Origin of the sequence: Diaphorobacter ruginosibacter (genome assembly GCF_040396215.1) — a bacterium.
Classification (GTDB): Bacteria; Pseudomonadota; Gammaproteobacteria; order Burkholderiales; family Burkholderiaceae_C; genus Diaphorobacter_A; species Diaphorobacter_A ruginosibacter_A.
The window spans coordinates 1-16,108 of sequence record NZ_JBEBOW010000088.1; the positions used below are offsets into that span (position 1 = coordinate 1).

At 64.2% G+C, this 16,108-nt stretch carries 15 protein-coding genes; 11 read left to right on the forward strand and 4 right to left on the reverse strand.

Annotated elements, in window-relative coordinates:
• Window positions 1-309 precede the first annotated feature (309 nt).
• From ABWP92_RS11595 to ABWP92_RS11605, 3 genes are all read right to left on the reverse strand, one after another.
• Window positions 310-2,574: an FUSC family protein gene (locus ABWP92_RS11595; protein ID WP_353235537.1), complete on the reverse strand. Its 2,265-nt coding sequence runs from the start codon at window positions 2,572-2,574 to the stop codon at window positions 310-312.
• Window positions 2,571-4,106, reverse strand: a complete 1,536-nt coding sequence (gshA, locus tag ABWP92_RS11600; RefSeq protein WP_353235538.1) for a glutamate--cysteine ligase — start codon at window positions 4,104-4,106, stop codon at window positions 2,571-2,573. The genes ABWP92_RS11595 and gshA overlap by 4 nt, the downstream gene beginning before the upstream one ends.
• A gap of 206 nt (window positions 4,107-4,312) precedes the next feature.
• On the reverse strand, window positions 4,313-5,254 hold the full coding sequence (locus ABWP92_RS11605) for an SDR family NAD(P)-dependent oxidoreductase (protein WP_353235539.1): 942 nt from the start codon (window positions 5,252-5,254) through the stop codon (window positions 4,313-4,315).
• Window positions 5,255-6,076: 822 nt separating this feature from the next.
• Here ABWP92_RS11605 and ABWP92_RS11610 point away from each other — a divergent pair.
• The 9 genes from ABWP92_RS11610 (at window position 6,077) to tolA (ending at window position 12,832) form a co-directional block, all read left to right on the forward strand.
• Window positions 6,077-6,376, forward strand: coding sequence for a 2Fe-2S iron-sulfur cluster-binding protein (locus tag ABWP92_RS11610; RefSeq protein WP_353235540.1), 300 nt, complete (start codon window positions 6,077-6,079; stop codon window positions 6,374-6,376).
• 272 nt (window positions 6,377-6,648) lie between these two features.
• Window positions 6,649-7,770, forward strand: a complete 1,122-nt coding sequence (gene ribBA, locus ABWP92_RS11615; protein ID WP_353235541.1) for a bifunctional 3,4-dihydroxy-2-butanone-4-phosphate synthase/GTP cyclohydrolase II — start codon at window positions 6,649-6,651, stop codon at window positions 7,768-7,770.
• Window positions 7,771-7,775: 5 nt separating this feature from the next.
• Window positions 7,776-8,288 carry a 6,7-dimethyl-8-ribityllumazine synthase gene (gene ribH, locus ABWP92_RS11620; RefSeq protein ID WP_353235542.1) on the forward strand — a complete coding sequence of 171 codons (513 nt, stop codon included), beginning with the start codon at window positions 7,776-7,778 and terminating at the stop codon, window positions 8,286-8,288.
• Complete coding sequence (gene nusB, locus ABWP92_RS11625) at window positions 8,285-8,830, forward strand: transcription antitermination factor NusB (protein ID WP_353235543.1); 546 nt, start codon at window positions 8,285-8,287, stop codon at window positions 8,828-8,830. The genes ribH and nusB overlap by 4 nt, the downstream gene beginning before the upstream one ends.
• Before the next feature lie 139 nt (window positions 8,831-8,969).
• Complete coding sequence (locus ABWP92_RS11630; protein WP_353235544.1) at window positions 8,970-10,154, forward strand: pyridoxal phosphate-dependent aminotransferase; 1,185 nt, start codon at window positions 8,970-8,972, stop codon at window positions 10,152-10,154.
• A 51-nt stretch (window positions 10,155-10,205) separates the two neighbouring features.
• Window positions 10,206-10,628 carry a tol-pal system-associated acyl-CoA thioesterase gene (ybgC, locus tag ABWP92_RS11635; RefSeq protein WP_353235545.1) on the forward strand — a complete coding sequence of 141 codons (423 nt, stop codon included), beginning with the start codon at window positions 10,206-10,208 and terminating at the stop codon, window positions 10,626-10,628.
• Entirely contained in the window at window positions 10,622-11,323 is a 702-nt protein-coding gene (tolQ, locus tag ABWP92_RS11640) for a protein TolQ (RefSeq protein WP_353235551.1), read from the forward strand. The genes ybgC and tolQ overlap by 7 nt, the downstream gene beginning before the upstream one ends.
• Before the next feature lie 19 nt (window positions 11,324-11,342).
• Window positions 11,343-11,771: an ExbD/TolR family protein gene (locus ABWP92_RS11645; protein WP_353235546.1), complete on the forward strand. Its 429-nt coding sequence runs from the start codon at window positions 11,343-11,345 to the stop codon at window positions 11,769-11,771.
• Between the two features lie 32 nt (window positions 11,772-11,803).
• Entirely contained in the window at window positions 11,804-12,832 is a 1,029-nt protein-coding gene (gene tolA / locus ABWP92_RS11650; RefSeq protein WP_353235547.1) for a cell envelope integrity protein TolA, read from the forward strand.
• A gap of 158 nt (window positions 12,833-12,990) precedes the next feature.
• On the opposite strand, the gene ABWP92_RS11655 is transcribed toward tolA, so the two are convergent.
• Window positions 12,991-14,325, reverse strand: coding sequence for an MFS transporter (locus ABWP92_RS11655; RefSeq protein ID WP_353235548.1), 1,335 nt, complete (start codon window positions 14,323-14,325; stop codon window positions 12,991-12,993).
• A 339-nt stretch (window positions 14,326-14,664) separates the two neighbouring features.
• On the opposite strand from ABWP92_RS11655, the gene cyoA reads away from it, so the two are divergent.
• Both cyoA and ABWP92_RS11665 read left to right on the forward strand, forming a co-directional pair.
• Window positions 14,665-15,711 (forward strand): ubiquinol oxidase subunit II, encoded by a 1,047-nt coding sequence (gene cyoA, locus ABWP92_RS11660; protein WP_353235549.1) that lies wholly within the window; start codon window positions 14,665-14,667, stop codon window positions 15,709-15,711.
• A gap of 93 nt (window positions 15,712-15,804) precedes the next feature.
• On the forward strand, window positions 15,805-16,108 hold a 304-nt coding region (locus tag ABWP92_RS11665; RefSeq protein ID WP_502907514.1), incomplete at its 3' end, for a cbb3-type cytochrome c oxidase subunit I.

Here is a 16,108-nt window from a genome sequence, read left to right on the forward strand (position 1 = left end):
GGCAAGCGCTGAGAACGTGTTCACGATCTCCTCGCGCCGCGACAGCGGCTTTGCGCGATGGGATGCAAGGCGCAATACCGCAGCAATAGCCGTGCTATTGCGAGGATTTGCAACGCCGCAGACCGCCCGCAAAGCCACTGTCCCGCAGGGTTGGAGTGAAATCGGGCGATTTGCAGCGCGCTGGCCCTTGCTTGCACCCCGGTGCAAGCGGCGGACCATCGCTTCGAACTCATCCCGATTGCTCTCCAACGCGGCTGCGTAGAGATCGTAAACACGTTCTCAGGGCGCGCGCCTGACGCCCCGCCCGCGTCACTTCAGCAACTGATCGGCATCCGCCCGTATCTGCGCGGCCAGCAGGATCGCCTGCTCCAGCCGCCGCTCCAGCCACGGCATCAGATCGGCGTCCCAGGCCTGCGGAACGTGCTCCGGCCCGGGCGCGAGCGTGGGCTCGCGCACCGGCTGCGGGGGCTCGTCGGCATCCACGGTATCGATGATGATTTCCTTGCCGCCCAGAAGATTGGCGATGCGTTCGCTCGCGCGCGCGAGCGGCTGCTCGAGCCGCTCGCGCGGCAGGCTGCCGCGACGCAGCAGCAACAGCGTCTTCACGGCGGTGAGCTGCGCCAGCATCTGATAGGCGTGGGCCTGCAGCATCTCCAGCGGCTGCAGCGGCGGCCTCACCGCGCGCGGCTCCTTCAGCGAACGCTCGGCGGCAAGCACCAGGGCCGTGAGGCCATCGTAGGCATCCTTGCGCGCAAGGCGCCATTTGAGTTCCGGCGCGTTGTCGACGGCATCGAGCTGCACCAGGTCGAGCGCCGTGCGCGCATGATCGACCTGCGACCTGACGACGCGGCGCACCAGGTTGGGAATCTGCGAGCGCTCCCATGACGGCAGCACGTAGGAAAACAGCCAGGCGATGCCCGCTCCGAGCAGCGTGTCGGCCGTGCGCTCGAACAGAGCGAACACGGTGCTCGACGACGCGCCGATCATGTGGGACTGGATCAGGCCCAGCACCGTCGCCGACACCGCCGTGTAGAGATACATGCGCAGGGCCAGCCCGTGCGCGACGGACTGCGCCACCGTCAGGCACAGGATCATCGTCAGATAGCTGGGATGCATGGCCAGGATCGACAGCGAGAGCACGCATCCCAGCAGGGTCCCGCCCACCCGCAGGTTGCGGCGCTCCAGCGTCTGCGCCAGCGAGCCGCGCAACACCACGACGATGGTGAGAAAGATCCAGTACTCATGCGTGCCCCACGGCAGCAGCAAGGAGATCACATAGGCCGAGCCGATGGCAAGCGCCGCGCGCACCGCATGCCTGAGCGCCGGCGCGCCCCAGCTCCATAGCGTGTAGAAAGGCTTGAACGACCAGGCGACCGGACTGACGAAGAGATGCCAGCTCACGCGCACCGCCGCCAGATTGGGTTTGCCTTCCCCGCGCGCGAGCGCGTACATGTGCTGCACTTCGTCGTTCATGTTGGCGATGCGGTCCGCCAGCGAACGCACCAGCGCGTCGGGGCTGGGGTCGCGCGACGTGACGAGCCGGTTGGGGTCGCTGTGCATCGCATCGTCATCCACCGCCCAGCGCAGGTTGTCCAGTTGCGCGCGATAGTCCATGGGGCGCTCGGGCTTTCGGCCGAACAGCATCGCATCCGCCAGATTGTCGGCCTCCGCTGCCAGCAGCATCAGCATGTCGTGCATCTGCCCGAGCACGGTGAGGTGGCCCGCATGCTGCCTGAGCGTGTCCAGGTCCAGCGCGCAGGCGATCATGTGGTCGCGCATGTCCAGCACATGCAGCAGCATGGCCGCCAGGCGCTGGCGCGGCAATGTGTCCGGGGTTTCGAGCACCACGTCGCGCGTGGCCTGGATCTGATCGGCCAGCGAGGCCTGGCGGGCCAGCAGGCGGCTGATCAGGCCACCGGATGCTTCGCTGCGGGTCTCGGGCGAATCCTTGCCGAACTGGCTGGCCTGAAGCCGCATCAGATCGGCCAGCGAAAGCAGGGTGTCCACGAGCAGCAGCACCCGATAGCGCGCATTGAGCCAGCGATGCGCAAGGCAGGAATAGAGCACGTACAGAAACGCGCCCAGCGCGAAATAGCCCGTCACGCGCAGCGCGGCTGGCAGCCGGTGGCTCTCGTCGGGCGGCGGAACAGCCAGCGAGAAAATCATGGCAAACATCAGCGCGATGGCGATCGGCGCACCCTTCTTGCCCCAGGCCATGCCCAGAAAGACGACGAAGGTGCAGGCAACGATGAACACCCCCAGCTCCAGCGGCAGGCCGCGCAGCATCTGCACCGCGAAGAACAGCGGAACGCCCAGGATGGGCGTGGGAATCATCTGCCGGAACTTGCCCTTGCGCGGCCCGGCCACGTCCGGCGGAATGGCCACCACCGCGCCAAGCGCCGCCGCCGCGCCGGCGGACGTGCCGAGCACCAGGCCCACGCCAGCGGAAATCAGCAGATAGCCCAGCGCCACGACATAGCCGTTGGTCATGTAGTAGCTGAGCAGCACGCGCAGCGCCGCCAGCGCACGCTGCTGCATGGCAACGCGGGAGATGCGCGCTGCCGGCGGTTTCACCCCAACTGCTCCACCGCCATGTAGCGCTCGCGCCATGCCTCGAACGGCATGTCGTCGGCCTGCTCGATGGCGCGCTGCGCGGCCACCGACTCATCGGTCATCGCCACATAGCGCCGCTGCTGCTCATCGCTCCATGGACGCTGCATCAGCGCCTCCCGCGCGGCTTGCGAGCGCGAGCGCGCGTAGGCGATGAAGTCATTGTCGAATTGCCGCGTGAGCTCCCGCAGGACATGGGCCGACGGCGTGCTGTCCGGCGCATTGAAGCGCTCCTCGGCCGCACGCAGCGCGCCGACGTGCGCCTGCGAGCCCTGCGCCGCATCCAGCGCCGCGGCGATCGGCTCGCACTCCCTGAGAAATTCCAGCCCCCATTCGGCCAGCGCAACGGCCTGGCCGCGGCGGGCAAGCTTCAGGCCCGGCTCGCGTCCGCGCTCGGCCGTCAGGTGCTGGTTGTTCTTGAGCTCGGCGATTTCCTCCGGCGTGTCCGGCGGGCTGTCCGAATACAGGCAGTGCAGCAGGAACACGTCCAGCACGCGCATGGTGTCCGCGCTGATGCCCACCGGCTCGAACGGATCCAGGTCCATCAGACGGACTTCCACATATTCGACGCCGCGCTCGCGCAGCGCATGCAGCGGACGCTCGCCGCTGCGGGTCGTGCGCTTGGGGCGGATGGTGCCGTAGAACTCGTTTTCGATCTGCAGCAGGCTGGTGCCTAGCTGGTTGTACTCGCCGCCGGGGTTGCGGATGCCGATCTGCTCATATGCGAGATAGGGACGCGTCAGCGCCTCGTGCAATGAATCCGCATAGCCCTGCAGGCCGTTGTAGCTCACCGCCAGCGTGGCCTGCGCATCGCTCTGGTAGCCCAGCCGTCCCATGCGCAGCGACGTGGCATGCGGCAGGTACAGCGCACGCCGGCCATCGCCCATGGGCTGCAGGCTGTGCTGGCGGCCTTCGACGAAACTGGGGCACAGCGCCGGCGAAGCGCCGAACAGATACAGCAGCACGAACGCATGGCGCCGGAAATTGCGGATCAGGCCGAAATACTCCTTGCTCGTCACTCCCGGCAGCGACCAGTTGTAGTGGATGCCCGAAATGGTCTGCATGCGCCGGCCGTAGCGATGTCCCAGCCCCATGCGGTACACGCTCTTGGAGCGGCCCGAGTTGGACAGGCCATAGCGGCCGAGCGGAATGGTTTCATCGGTCGGCAGCACGCAGGGCATGCTCGACGACCAGAGCAGTTCCTCGTCGCACTGCGTGGTCAGCACGCGATGCACGAACTGGTGGATTTCACCAAGCTCGTCCAGGCATTCCTGCACGCCGGGCCGAGCGCCCGTGATGAGCTCCAGCTGGGACTCGCTGTAATCCGTGGTGATGTGCGGGTGCGTCAGGGCCGAGCCCAGCCCGCGCGGATGAGGTGTCAATGCCAGAGCGCCATTGGGCAATGCCCGCAATCCCTCTTTCTCAATGCCTCGACGCATGCCCGCCAGCCGCTCTTTGGAGAGGCTGGCGATTTGCTGTTGCAGTTGGTTTTTCATTATGTGTGCGCTTCCATCACCGATGTGAGGGGTTGAAACTTAGCACGGCTGGCCCCGGCCTGCCGAAACCCGGCCCAAGCGCCTGCGGCATCCGGGGAAACCATCCTCCGCCCGCAACGATTTTCCGAATTGAGGTAGACGGCCTGACGGCGGACATGCCATCAGGCCGTGAGACGCAGCCGCGCCCGCTCACCCCGCCATGCGGCTCATTGCGCGACCGGCTCTTCCCTCGCGTCCCGCGATCCAGCCGCGGCCACTGCCTTTTCGAACTCATGCGCGGCCTGGGCGGCGCCACTTTGCGGCACCTTCTCGCTGGCGCGATCCGTGACGGCGGCCAGCCGCTGCGCCAGTTGCTCGGCAACCATGGTTCCCGCCCCCAGGTGGATGCCCTCGGTCATCGTGATGTGCGCGGCCTCGAATGAACCCGCTCCCGCGCAAATGATGGTGCGGGTGGGCGCGCTCTCGTGCGCGAGCACCAGCATGGCGGGCACCACGGCCTGCGGCGTCAGCGCGTCCAGCACCTCCTGCGGCAGCAGTCCCTCGGTCATGCGCGTGTGCGCGGTCGGGGCCAGCGCATTGACGTGTATGCCGTATTTCGCGCCCTCGATCGCCAGCGTCTGCATCATGCCGACCTGCGCCAGCTTGGCAGCGCCATAGTTGGCCTGGCCAAAGTTGCCATACAGACCGGTGGACGACGTGGTCATCACGATCCGGCCATATTTCTGCTCCATCATGTGCGCCCACACCGCCTTGCAGCAATGGGCCGTGCCCATCAGGTGCACATCGACGACCAGCCGGAAATCCGCCATGTCCATCTTGGCGAACGACTTGTCGCGCAGGATGCCCGCATTGTTCACGAGAATGTCCACGCGGCCCCAGGCGTCGATGGCCTGCCGGACCATGCCCTGCACCGCCTCGAAATCCGTCACCGAAGCGCCGTTGGCGATCGCTTCGCCGCCGGCCGCGCGGATCTCCGCCGCCACGGCCTCGGCCGCCGAAACGGAGCCTCCGCTGCCGTCAACGGCCCCGCCCAGGTCATTGACCAGCACCCTCGCGCCCCGCGCCGCCAGCGCCAGCGCGTGCTGCCGGCCCAGGCCGCCGCCTGCGCCCGTGACGATTGCGACCTTGCCATCGAAGCGGATTGCCATTTCTGTACTCCTTTTTTGAATGAATCGGGCAGGCGTTCATTGCGGAACGCACCGGGATGAAAAAAGCGATGTTAGTACGCGATGCGTGATCGTTCGCGCCCGCTTGCGCGCCCGCAGTCACCTACGGAACATCCGTAAGCAAGATGACAATGAAGTATTCACCCCAGGAGGGTCTGCCAAACCCTCGCCAGCCGAACCGATGCGGATCACCCGAGGCCGCGCTCAGGCGGCGGCAGGGAGTTTTGCAGACCCCTAGGGTTATCCCTCGATTCATTGAACAACCATGTGGATAACCACGGACAAAAGCGGTATTTGGAACGTAAGCCATTGATTTTCAATGAGCCGTATTCCATCGCACATTTTTTAGGCATGGCATTTTAGGGGCCGATCCATCGCGAAATCACGCTAGCACGGTTTTGCGGCAGCTCAGGAGAAAAAGCAAAAAATCAGACCAAGAAACACAATGGCTGCAACATAAGTCATTGATCCACAAATAATATTTTCCTTTCACCCAGATCTTGTGCAGCGGGTGCAGGTTATCCATGGATGCACTGGACAATCGTGTGGATAACTTTGAACAATTACGGGAACAAAGCGCTAAGTGTTTGATTTGCAACAAATCCAATCACTTTGCTTAAAATTAGTGCAACACCCCTTCTGCCACGTGACCGAGACCATCCTGCGGCGTCAGTTATTTCTGGCGCTATAAACTTCGGAGCTACGCAATCGCCAAGGCCCCCGCCCCCGCCGGCCGGATGGGCCTCATGAAAAAACGCGTCAGCGGCTTGCAGCCCAGCCATTCCTTCTTCACCAGGCCCCACCATGAGCGAATCCCCTGTTGCCCCGCCTTTCTTCATCGCCAAAGTGGGAGACGACGGAACCCAGGTCGATGCCTGGCCCGATCGGCCGCTGCTGGACTCGCTCGAACAAGGCGGCGTGGACTGGCCCAGTTCCTGCCGCAACGGCACCTGCCGCACCTGCATTGGCTTCCTGAGCAAGGGCGAAGTGCGATACGAGGTCGAATGGCCCGGACTGTCAGCCGAGGAAAAAGCCGAAGGCTGGGTGCTTCCGTGCTGCGCTTTTCCCCTGGGCGACCTGGAGATCGAACCGTCCTCGATCTGAAGCTGGCCGGCCCCGCCCCAGCCATCGAAAGGCCGCATTGGCACTCGCAATGCTCCGCGGTGGACTAAAATCGTGGTCTTCGGGACTTTTGCGTCCCTCAACCGGTTGGCCCGCTGGCCACATCGCATGTTCTTTAGTGGCCGCCCTGCAAGGGCCTTTCCGCCTCCTGGCGCGCTTTCGCGCCGGATGGGGATTCGCGCGGATCGCGCACGGCCAGCCGCTGGGGACAGGCGCTGCCCAGCAGGCTGACGGGCCTCTATCGAAAGCACTGCATGAACTCCCCCGTCACGCCCGCACCGGTTTCCTCCGTCGAAGAAATCGTGGCAGAGATGCGCGCTGGCCGCATCGTCATCCTGGTCGATGAAGAAGATCGTGAAAACGAAGGCGACCTGGTGCTCGCCGCCGATCACGTCACGCCCGAGACCATCAACTTCATGGCGAAGTTCGGCCGGGGCCTGATCTGCCTGACGCTCACGCGCGACCGCTGCGAGCGCCTGAACCTGCCGCCCATGGTGGCGCGCAACGGCACCAAGATGGGCACGGCCTTCACCGTCTCCATCGAAGCCGCCGAAGGCGTGACCACCGGCATCTCGGCAGCGGACCGCGCGCGCACCGTGCAGGCCGCCGTGGCACCGCATGCCAAGGCCAGCGACCTGGTCCAGCCCGGCCACATCTTCCCGCTGCAAGCCGTGGACGGCGGCGTGCTGATGCGTGCCGGTCACACCGAGGCCGGTTGCGACCTGGCCGCCATGGCCGGCTGCACGCCCGCCGCCGTGATCTGCGAAGTGATGAAGGACGACGGCACCATGGCGCGCCTGCCGGACCTGCAGCTCTTCGCCGCCGAGCATGGCATCAAGATCGGCACGATCGCCGACCTGATCCAATACCGCAGCCGCCACGAGTCTCTGGTGCAGCAGGTCGGCTCGCGCGAGCTCGAAACCGCTTTCGGCAGCTTCACCGCGCGCGCATTCCACGAAGCCACCAGCAACGCCGTGCATCTGGCGCTGGTCAAGGGTTCGTGGAGCGAAGACGAATCCGTCCCCGTGCGCGTGCATGAGCCGCTCTCGGTGCTGGACGCGCTTGAAATCAATCGCTCCATGCACTCCTGGAGCCTGCAGCCGAGCCTGGAATACATCGCCCACCACGGCAAGGGCATTGCCGTCCTGCTGAACTGCGGCGAAAGCGGCGAACAACTGCTCGAGCAATTCGAAGGCAAGGCGCGCGCGGCCCACGGGCCGGAGCGCGGCCGCATGGACCTGCGCACCTATGGCGTTGGCGCGCAGATCCTGCGCGAGTGCGGCGTCAAGAAAATGCAACTGCTGGGCCAGCCGCGCCGCATGCCCAGCATGGCCGGCTACGACCTCGAGATCACCGGATACATCCCAAAGGACTGAACAACATGCAAGGCGCAGAAAAAGGCACCCACACCCATCTGGACGGCTCCGGTCTCACCATCGGCATCGTGCAGGCCCGCTTCAATGAAGGCATCACCAACGCACTGTTCGATGCCTGCCGCAACGAGCTCATCGCTCTCGGCGTGAGCGAGGACAACATCGATCACGTCACCGTCCCCGGCGCGCTCGAAGTGCCCCTGGCGCTGCAGGCAATGGCCAGCCGCGGCGAGTACGACGCGCTGGTGGCGCTCGGCTGCATCATCCGCGGAGAGACCTACCACTTCGAACTGGTCGCCAACGAGTCCGGCGCCAGCGTGACCCGCGTGGGCCTGGACTACGACCTGCCCATCGCCAACGCCATCCTGACCACCGAGAACCTCGAGCAGGCGATCGCCCGCCAAACGGAAAAGGGCGCCGACGCGGCGCGCGTCGCGGTCGAGATGGCGCAGCTCGTCTCGGCCCTGGCGGTTAACGATGACGGCATGGACTTCCTCATGAACGGAGAGCAGGACCAATGAGCGAACTCACCGCACCCCGCCCTCCCCGCCAGCCGCGCAAGGGCACGACCAGCACCGGCGCACGCAAGGCCGCCTCCAAGTCCAACCGCAGCCGCGCGCGCGAGTTCGCGCTGCAGGCGCTCTACCAGCACATCCTGAGCGGCAACGACGCAGCCGCCATCGACGCATTCACGCGCGACCTGGCCGGTTTCCACAAGGCGGATGCCGCGCACTATGACGCGCTGCTGCATGGCTGCATCGCCTCGGCCACAGAACTGGACGCGCTGATCGAGCCCAAGCTCGACCGCAAGCTCTCCGAGATCTCGCCCATCGAGCATGCCGTGATGTGGATTGGCGTCTATGAGTTCCAGAACTGCATGGACGTGCCCTGGCGCGTCGTGCTCAACGAATGCATCGAACTCGCCAAGGAGTTCGGCGGCACCGACGGCCACAAGTATGTGAACGGCGTGCTCAACGGACTGGCCCCGCAATTGCGCGCGACGGAAGTGGCCGCGGACAAGAAGGCCGATTCCGCATCGGGCGCAGCCGACGCGGCCGAGTGACGGCGCCGCTCCGGCAGGCGGCCACTCCCGGCGGGCATCCGGGCCCCGGGCCCGCGCGGCGGGACGGCACATGGAGCCGGCCATCCATCCTCACCCCGGCCCTCTCCCGCTCGCGGGAGGGGGAGCACAGACCATAGCAATGAAATTCTCCTCTCGCGCCGAACGCATCGAACCCTTTTATGTGATGGAAGTCGCCAAGGCGGCCCAGTCGCTCGCCCGCGAAGTCGCGGGCACCGACAATCCGATGATCTTCCTGAACATCGGCGAGCCGGACTTCACCGCGCCAGCGCTGGTGCAGGAAGCGGCGGATCGCGCGGTGCGCGCCGGCATCACGCAATACACCAATGCGCTGGGCCTGGAGGCGCTGCGCGAGAGAATCAGCCAGTGGTACCTTGACCGCTTTGGAGTGACGGTGCCGCCACAGCGCATCGTCGTGACCGCGGGCGCTTCGGCCGCGCTGCAGCTGGCGTGCCTCGCACTCATCGAAAAGGGCGACGAGATCCTCATGCCCGACCCCAGCTACCCCTGCAACCGCCACTTCGTGAGCGCTGCCGAAGGCACGGCGATCCTGATCCCCACGACGGCCCAGGAGCGCTATCAGTTGAGCGCCGCCAAGGTCGAGGCCGCCTGGGGCGCCAGGACGCGCGGCGTGCTGCTGGCGTCGCCCTCCAACCCCACGGGCACATCGATCGCGCCGGACGAGCTGCGCAAGATCCACAAGACGGTGAAGGAGCGCGGCGGCATCACCATCATCGACGAGATCTACCTGGGCCTGTCGTATGACGATGCCTTTGGCCAATCCGCGCTGGCGATCGATGAGGACATCATCAGCATCAACAGCTTCAGCAAATACTTCAACATGACGGGCTGGCGGCTGGGCTGGATGGTCGTGCCGCAGGCCATGGTGCCGGTGGTCGAGCGCCTCGCGCAGAATCTCTTCATCTGCGCCAGCACGATTTCGCAGCATGCGGCCCTCGCCTGTTTCGAGCCCGAAAGCATCGCCGAGTACGAGCGCCGCCGCGCGCAGTTCAAGGCCCGCCGCGACTATTTCATTCCAGCGCTCAACGAGCTTGGCCTCACGGTGCCGGTGATGCCCGATGGCGCGTTCTACGCCTGGGCCGACTGCACGCAGGCCGCGCGCAAGCTGGGCGTGGACGGCAGTTGGGATTTCGCGCTCGAGGTCATGAAGCGTTCGCATCTGGCCATCACCCCGGGGCGCGATTTCGGCACCGCCGAAACCACGCGCTTCGTGCGCTTTTCCACCGCCAATTCCATGGCGCAACTGCAGGAATCCATCCTGCGGCTCGGCAAGCTCATCGGCTGAGCGCATCGACGCGAAAGCCCGGCAGCCCGGCCCGGCAGACAAGGGAGCAACATGGCATTTCAATGGCCCGTCAGGATTTACTGGGAGGACACCGATGCGGGCGGCATCGTGTTCTACGCCAATTACCTCAAGTTCTTCGAGCGCGCGCGCACCGAATGGCTGCGCTCCATCGGATTCGGCCAGCACGACATGCGGGAACAAACCGGCGGAATGTTTGTCGTAACCGGAGCCGACCTGCGGTACCACCGCCCGGCGCGGCTCGATGATGAACTGATTGTTACGGCCGCTGTCAGCGAAATGGGCAAAGCATCGTTAACAATAGAGCAGACGGCGCTTCTCAAGCCAGCGCAGATGAACCAGGCGACATCTCCCGTACTACTATGCGAGGCGGCCATCCGCATCGGCTGGGTGGCTGCTGCCACCATGCGCCCTTCACGAATTCCTGGCACTCTTTTGGAACAACTCTCATCATGAATCAAGACATGTCCATCGCTAGCCTGGTGCTCAACGCCAGCTGGGTGGTTCAAATCGTCATGCTGCTGCTGCTCGGCGTCTCCATCGCCAGTTGGGCAGCCATCTTCCGCAAGATCACCTCTCTCAAGCGCGTGAAGGCGCTCAATGAAGATTTCGAGCGCGATTTCTGGTCCGGGAACTCGCTCAACGACCTGTACGCCAGCGCCGCGCAGAACGCCAGGCAGGCGGGACCGATGGAACGCATATTCGCCAGCGGCATGCGCGAATACCAGAAGCTGCGCGAGCGCCGCATCAGCGATCCCGGCACGCTGCTCGATGGCGCACGCCGCGCCATGCGCGCGAGCTTCCAGCGTGAAATGGACGTCGTCGAATCCAGCCTCTCGTTTCTCGGCTCCGTCGCATCGGTGAGTCCTTACGTCGGCCTGTTCGGCACCGTATGGGGCATCATGCACGCCTTCACCGGCTTCGCGGGCATGGAGCAGGTCACGCTCGCCACCGTCGCCCCCGGTATCGCCGAAGCGCTGGTGGCCACCGCCATCGGCCTGTTCGCAGCCATTCCGGCCGTGATCGCATACAACCGCTTCGCGCGCGACATCGACCGCATCGCCATCCACCAGGAAACCTTCATCGAAGAGTTCTCCAACATCCTGCAGCGCAACCTGGGCAGCCACACCGGCTCCGCCTCGAACCACTGACCAGCCAAGGAAACCGCACATGCCCGCAATGGCTTCCCGCAGCGGCTCACGGCGCCGCTCGATGAATGAAATCAACATGGTTCCGTTCATCGACGTGATGCTGGTGCTGCTCATCATCTTCATGGTGACCGCGCCGATGCTCACGCCCAGCGCGATCAACGTGCCCTCTGTCGGCAAGGGTGACAAGACGCCCAAGACATTCGGCCAGGTCACCATCGACAAAGATGGCTCCATCCAGTTGAAGACCGACGGCAATGAACGCACGCTGTCGCTGCAGGCGCTGGGTGCGGCCGCGCGCAACTGGCAGAAGGACCAGCCCGAAGACACGCCCGTCATGATCGCCGCCGACAAGAGCGTGCCGTACGAGTCGGTCGTCAAGGCCATGGATGCTCTCAACCGCGCCGGCGTGCAGCGCGTGGGCCTCGTCGTGAAATCAACAGGTGGTTGACCCCGAAAAGGCCTCAATCCCACAAAAGCTGAATGCAAGCAATCAACGATCGTGACCAGTTCGCCCCGCCGCGCCCGCCTGGGCGCAAGCGCGCGATTGCGCTCGCCGTCCTGGCGCACTCCGTACTTGTCGGAGCGCTGTTCTGGGGCCTGAACTGGAAGAAAAGCTCCGACGCCCCCGCGGTCGAAGCAGAGCTCTGGTCTGCCCTTCCTCAGCAGGCGGCGCCGCGCGCCGTCGCCCCTCCCGCGCCGCCCGAGCCCAAGCCGGCACAGGAGCCTGAACCGGAGCCAGTGAAGCCTCCGCCTCCTCCGCCGCCACCCGCTCCCGCCCCCAAGCCCACGGTGCAGGACACGCAGGCCGCCGACATCGCGCTTGAAAAAGAAAAGAAGCGCAAGGAGATGGAAAAGCAAAAGCTCCTGCAAAAGCAGCAGGACGAGAAAGAACGCAAGGAAAAGGCGGAGCAGGACCGCCAGGACAAGCTGGAGAAGGAACGCAAGGCCAAGCTCGAACAGCAGAAGAAGGAGAAGGCCGAGAAGGAAAAGGCCGAGCGCGAGAAGGAACGCAAGGAGCAGCTCGAAAAAGAAAAGAAGGAAAAAGCCGAGCAGGAGAAAAAGGAAAAGGCCGCCAAGGCCGAAGCCGATCGCAAGAAGGCCGCCGAGGACAAGCGCAAGGCCGATGCCGCCGCCAAGGCCGCCGAGGCGCAGCGCCAGGAAAATCTGCGCCGCATGCAAGGCATGGCGGGCGCGACCGGCGGCGCCACGGCCACCGGCACGGCCGCGCGCAGTGCCGGCCCCTCAGGCGGTTATGCCGGCAAGGTGGTCGCCAAGGTCAAGCCCAACATCACGTTCTCCGAGGTGATCCCGGGCAATCCCCGCGCCGAGGTCGAAGTGCGCACCTCGCCCGATGGAACCATCGTGGGCACCCGCATCACCAAATCCAGCGGCAACGCCGCCTGGGACCAGGCCGTGCTCCGCGCGCTGGAGAAGACCGACACGCTGCCCAAGGACATCGACGGCCGGGTGCCTTCATCGATGACGATCGGCTTCCGGCCGAACGACTGACCCCTCCCGGAACCACCGCTCCATCTGAAGTTCCATGGTGGGGCAATGGAAAAGGTGGGGCGAAAAGGCATTAAAAAAAAGGAGCGTCCACGGGACGCTCCTTTGCCTTGTGCACCGGCCGGCAGCGCCGGCGGCGCCTGTCAGCCCTTCATCGACTCTCAGGCGTCGCGGTGCTCCAGGACGCGATTGATGCGCAGCGCCAGCAGCGTGCACACCACGCCGGACAGCAGGTACAGCGAGACGGCGCCCAGCCCCCACTTGGCCGATAGTCCCAGTGCCACCAGCGGAGCGAAGGCAGCTCCGAACAGCCAGGCCAGATCGGTCGAAAGCGCGGCACCGGTATAGCGGAACTCGCTGGAGAAATTGTTCGTCACCGTGCCCGACGACTGGCCATACGACAGGCCAAGCAGGATGAAACCGATCAGGATGAAGGCATTGTTTCCCACGGCGCCGCCGCGCAGCAGCCAGGGAGCGGTCAGGCTGAATACGCCGATCAGCACGGCCATGGTGCCCAGCAGATTGCGTCGGCCCATGCGGTCGGCGATGATGCCGGACACAGCGATGGCGCCGGCCGCCAGAATCGCACCCATGATCTGCACCTCCAGCACGTCCACCACCGACTGCGCGGAATACATCGAAATCCACGACAGCGGAAACACCGTCACCAGATGGAACAGCGCAAGGCTGGCGAGCGCGGCGAACGCGCCCAGCAGCACATTGCTGCCTTCGTGGCTCATCACCTCGGCGACGGGGACCGGCTCCAGCTCACGCGCCTGCAGAAGCTCGGCATAGGACTGTCCCACCACCAGGCGCAGACGGGCGAACAACGCCACCACGTTGATGGCGAAAGCCACGAAGAACGGATAGCGCCAGCCCCAATCGAGGAACTCGCTGACCGGCAGGCTGCTGTAGAGATAGGCGAACAGCGCCGCGGCGATGATGAAACCCAGCGGCGCGCCCAACTGACCGATCATGGCGTACCAGCCGCGGCGCTCCGTGGGCACGCCCATCGCCAGGAGCGAAGGCAGGCCGTCCCAGGATGCGCCGAGTGCCAGCCCCTGGCCGACGCGCAGGACGATCAGCACGACGATGGCGCTGGAGCCGATGGAGCTGTAGTTGGGCAGGAAAGCCATGCCCACCGTGCTCACCCCCAGCGTGAACATGGCCAGCGTCAGCTTGGTGCCGCGCCCCCACCGCCGCTGCACCGCCATGCCCAGGGCCGTACCGATGGGGCGCGCCAGAAAGGCCAGGGCAAAGATGGCAAAGGCCATCAAAGTTCCATCCAGCCGCGACATGAAGGGAAACAGGGTGAACGGAAAAACCAGTACGCAGGCGATACCGAATACGAAAAAGTCGAAATACTCGGACGAACGCCCGATGATCACGCCAACCGCGATTTCATTGGGAGTGACGTCTTCATCCGTGTGGGCACGCGAAAGGGAGTTGGCATCTTCAACGCGAGGCACGGGAAATGCTACGGAACCGCTGCTCATGTAAATGCTCCTTTGCTAGAGGACTGACTTCAATCGACAGCTCACGAGCCTTGATGCTCGTGCTCACCAATTCCGTGAGCCTGAGTGACGTTCTACACCGGGGGTTTTGCTCCTACAAGTCCGCAAACACCGACATTTCTGAAGGGAAAACCCTAGACATTTGTCAGTCTTTAGCTATTTTCGGGTGACAAAACCCAGGTAAGTCCTTGTTTTTTTTGATATTGGACAAAATGTCCAATGGACATATTTGCTAACGGGTTTACATTCACGGATGTCTAGTAATCCGCGTTAACACTCAGGGGACAAACCCTGATCCACGCGCTTTTGTTCATTCCAAGCATGTCAAAAACCAAGGAAACCCGCAGTCCGGCATGGGCGGGCGCGGCAGCTTTGGCAGTCCTTCTCTCGGGCTGCAGCAAGGCCGTCGTGCTTAATCCCGCCGGAGATATTGCAGCGCAACAGGGACAACTGGTGATCACAGCAACACTGCTGATGCTCATCATCATCATCCCCGTGATCATTCTGACCCTGCTGTTCGCCTGGAAGTACCGCCAGTCGAACACCGAGGCACGATATGAACCCGAATGGCACCATTCCACCGGCCTCGAACTGGTGATCTGGACCGTTCCCCTGCTGATCATCATCGCGCTGGGCGCGCTGACCTGGATCAGCACGCACAAGCTCGATCCGTATCGTCCGCTGGACCGCATCTCCGAGACGAAGGCGCTCGACCCGAACGTCAAGCCGCTGGAGATCCAGGTGGTTTCGCTGGACTGGAAGTGGCTGTTCTTCTATCCGGAGCAAGGCATCGCCACGGTCAACGAAGTGGCCGCGCCGGTGGATCGGCCCATCCTCTTCAAGCTGACATCGTCCAACACGATGAACGCGTTCTATGTTCCCGATCTGGCCGGCATGATCTACACGATGCCCGGCATGCAGACCGAGCTGAATGCGGTGATCAACCGCGAAGGCGAATTCAAGGGCATGTCGTCGCACTACAGCGGCGCGGGATTTGCCGGAATGACCTTCAAGTTCAAGGGCCTGACGAACGAAGACTTCGCCAAGTGGATCGCCCTGGCCAAGTCCGAAGGCAAGCCGCTGGACAACGCCACATACCTGAATCTGGCCAAGCCCAGCGAGCGCAACCCGGTGGAGCGCTTCTCCGCAGTGTCAGAAGGCCTCTATGACAAGGTGCTCAACCGCTGCGTCGAAGAAGGCAAGATCTGCATGCACCACATGATGGCCATCGACGCCGCCGGCGGCGAGGCATTCATGAAGTCCTCCGGCCTGAACCTGCCGCAGGACGTATGCACCGTCCAGAACGCCGACAGCGTCGTGGCGCTGCTGGATTCACAGCGCGCCCAGGCTGGCGCAGCCGTGCAGTAAAGAAGAGAGCAAAAGAGACTCAACATGGTGTCTGAACAATCAACCACTCCCGCGCACTGGCTGCTCGGTCGAATCACATGGGACCAGATTCCCATGACGCACGAGCCGATCGTGCTCTACACCTTCATCGCCGTGGTGCTCGGCGGCCTCGTCGTGCTGGCCGGCCTCACGAAATTCCGCCTCTGGGGTCCGCTCTGGAAGGACTGGATCTGCTCGATCGACCACAAGAAGATCGGCATCATGTACATGATCCTCGGCCTGGTCATGTTCCTGCGCGGCTTCGCCGATGCGGCCATGATGCGCCTGCAGCAGTCGATGGCCTTCGGCGAGAACATGGGCTATCTGCCCCCGCACCACTACGACCAGATCTTCACCGCCCACGGCGTGATCATGATCT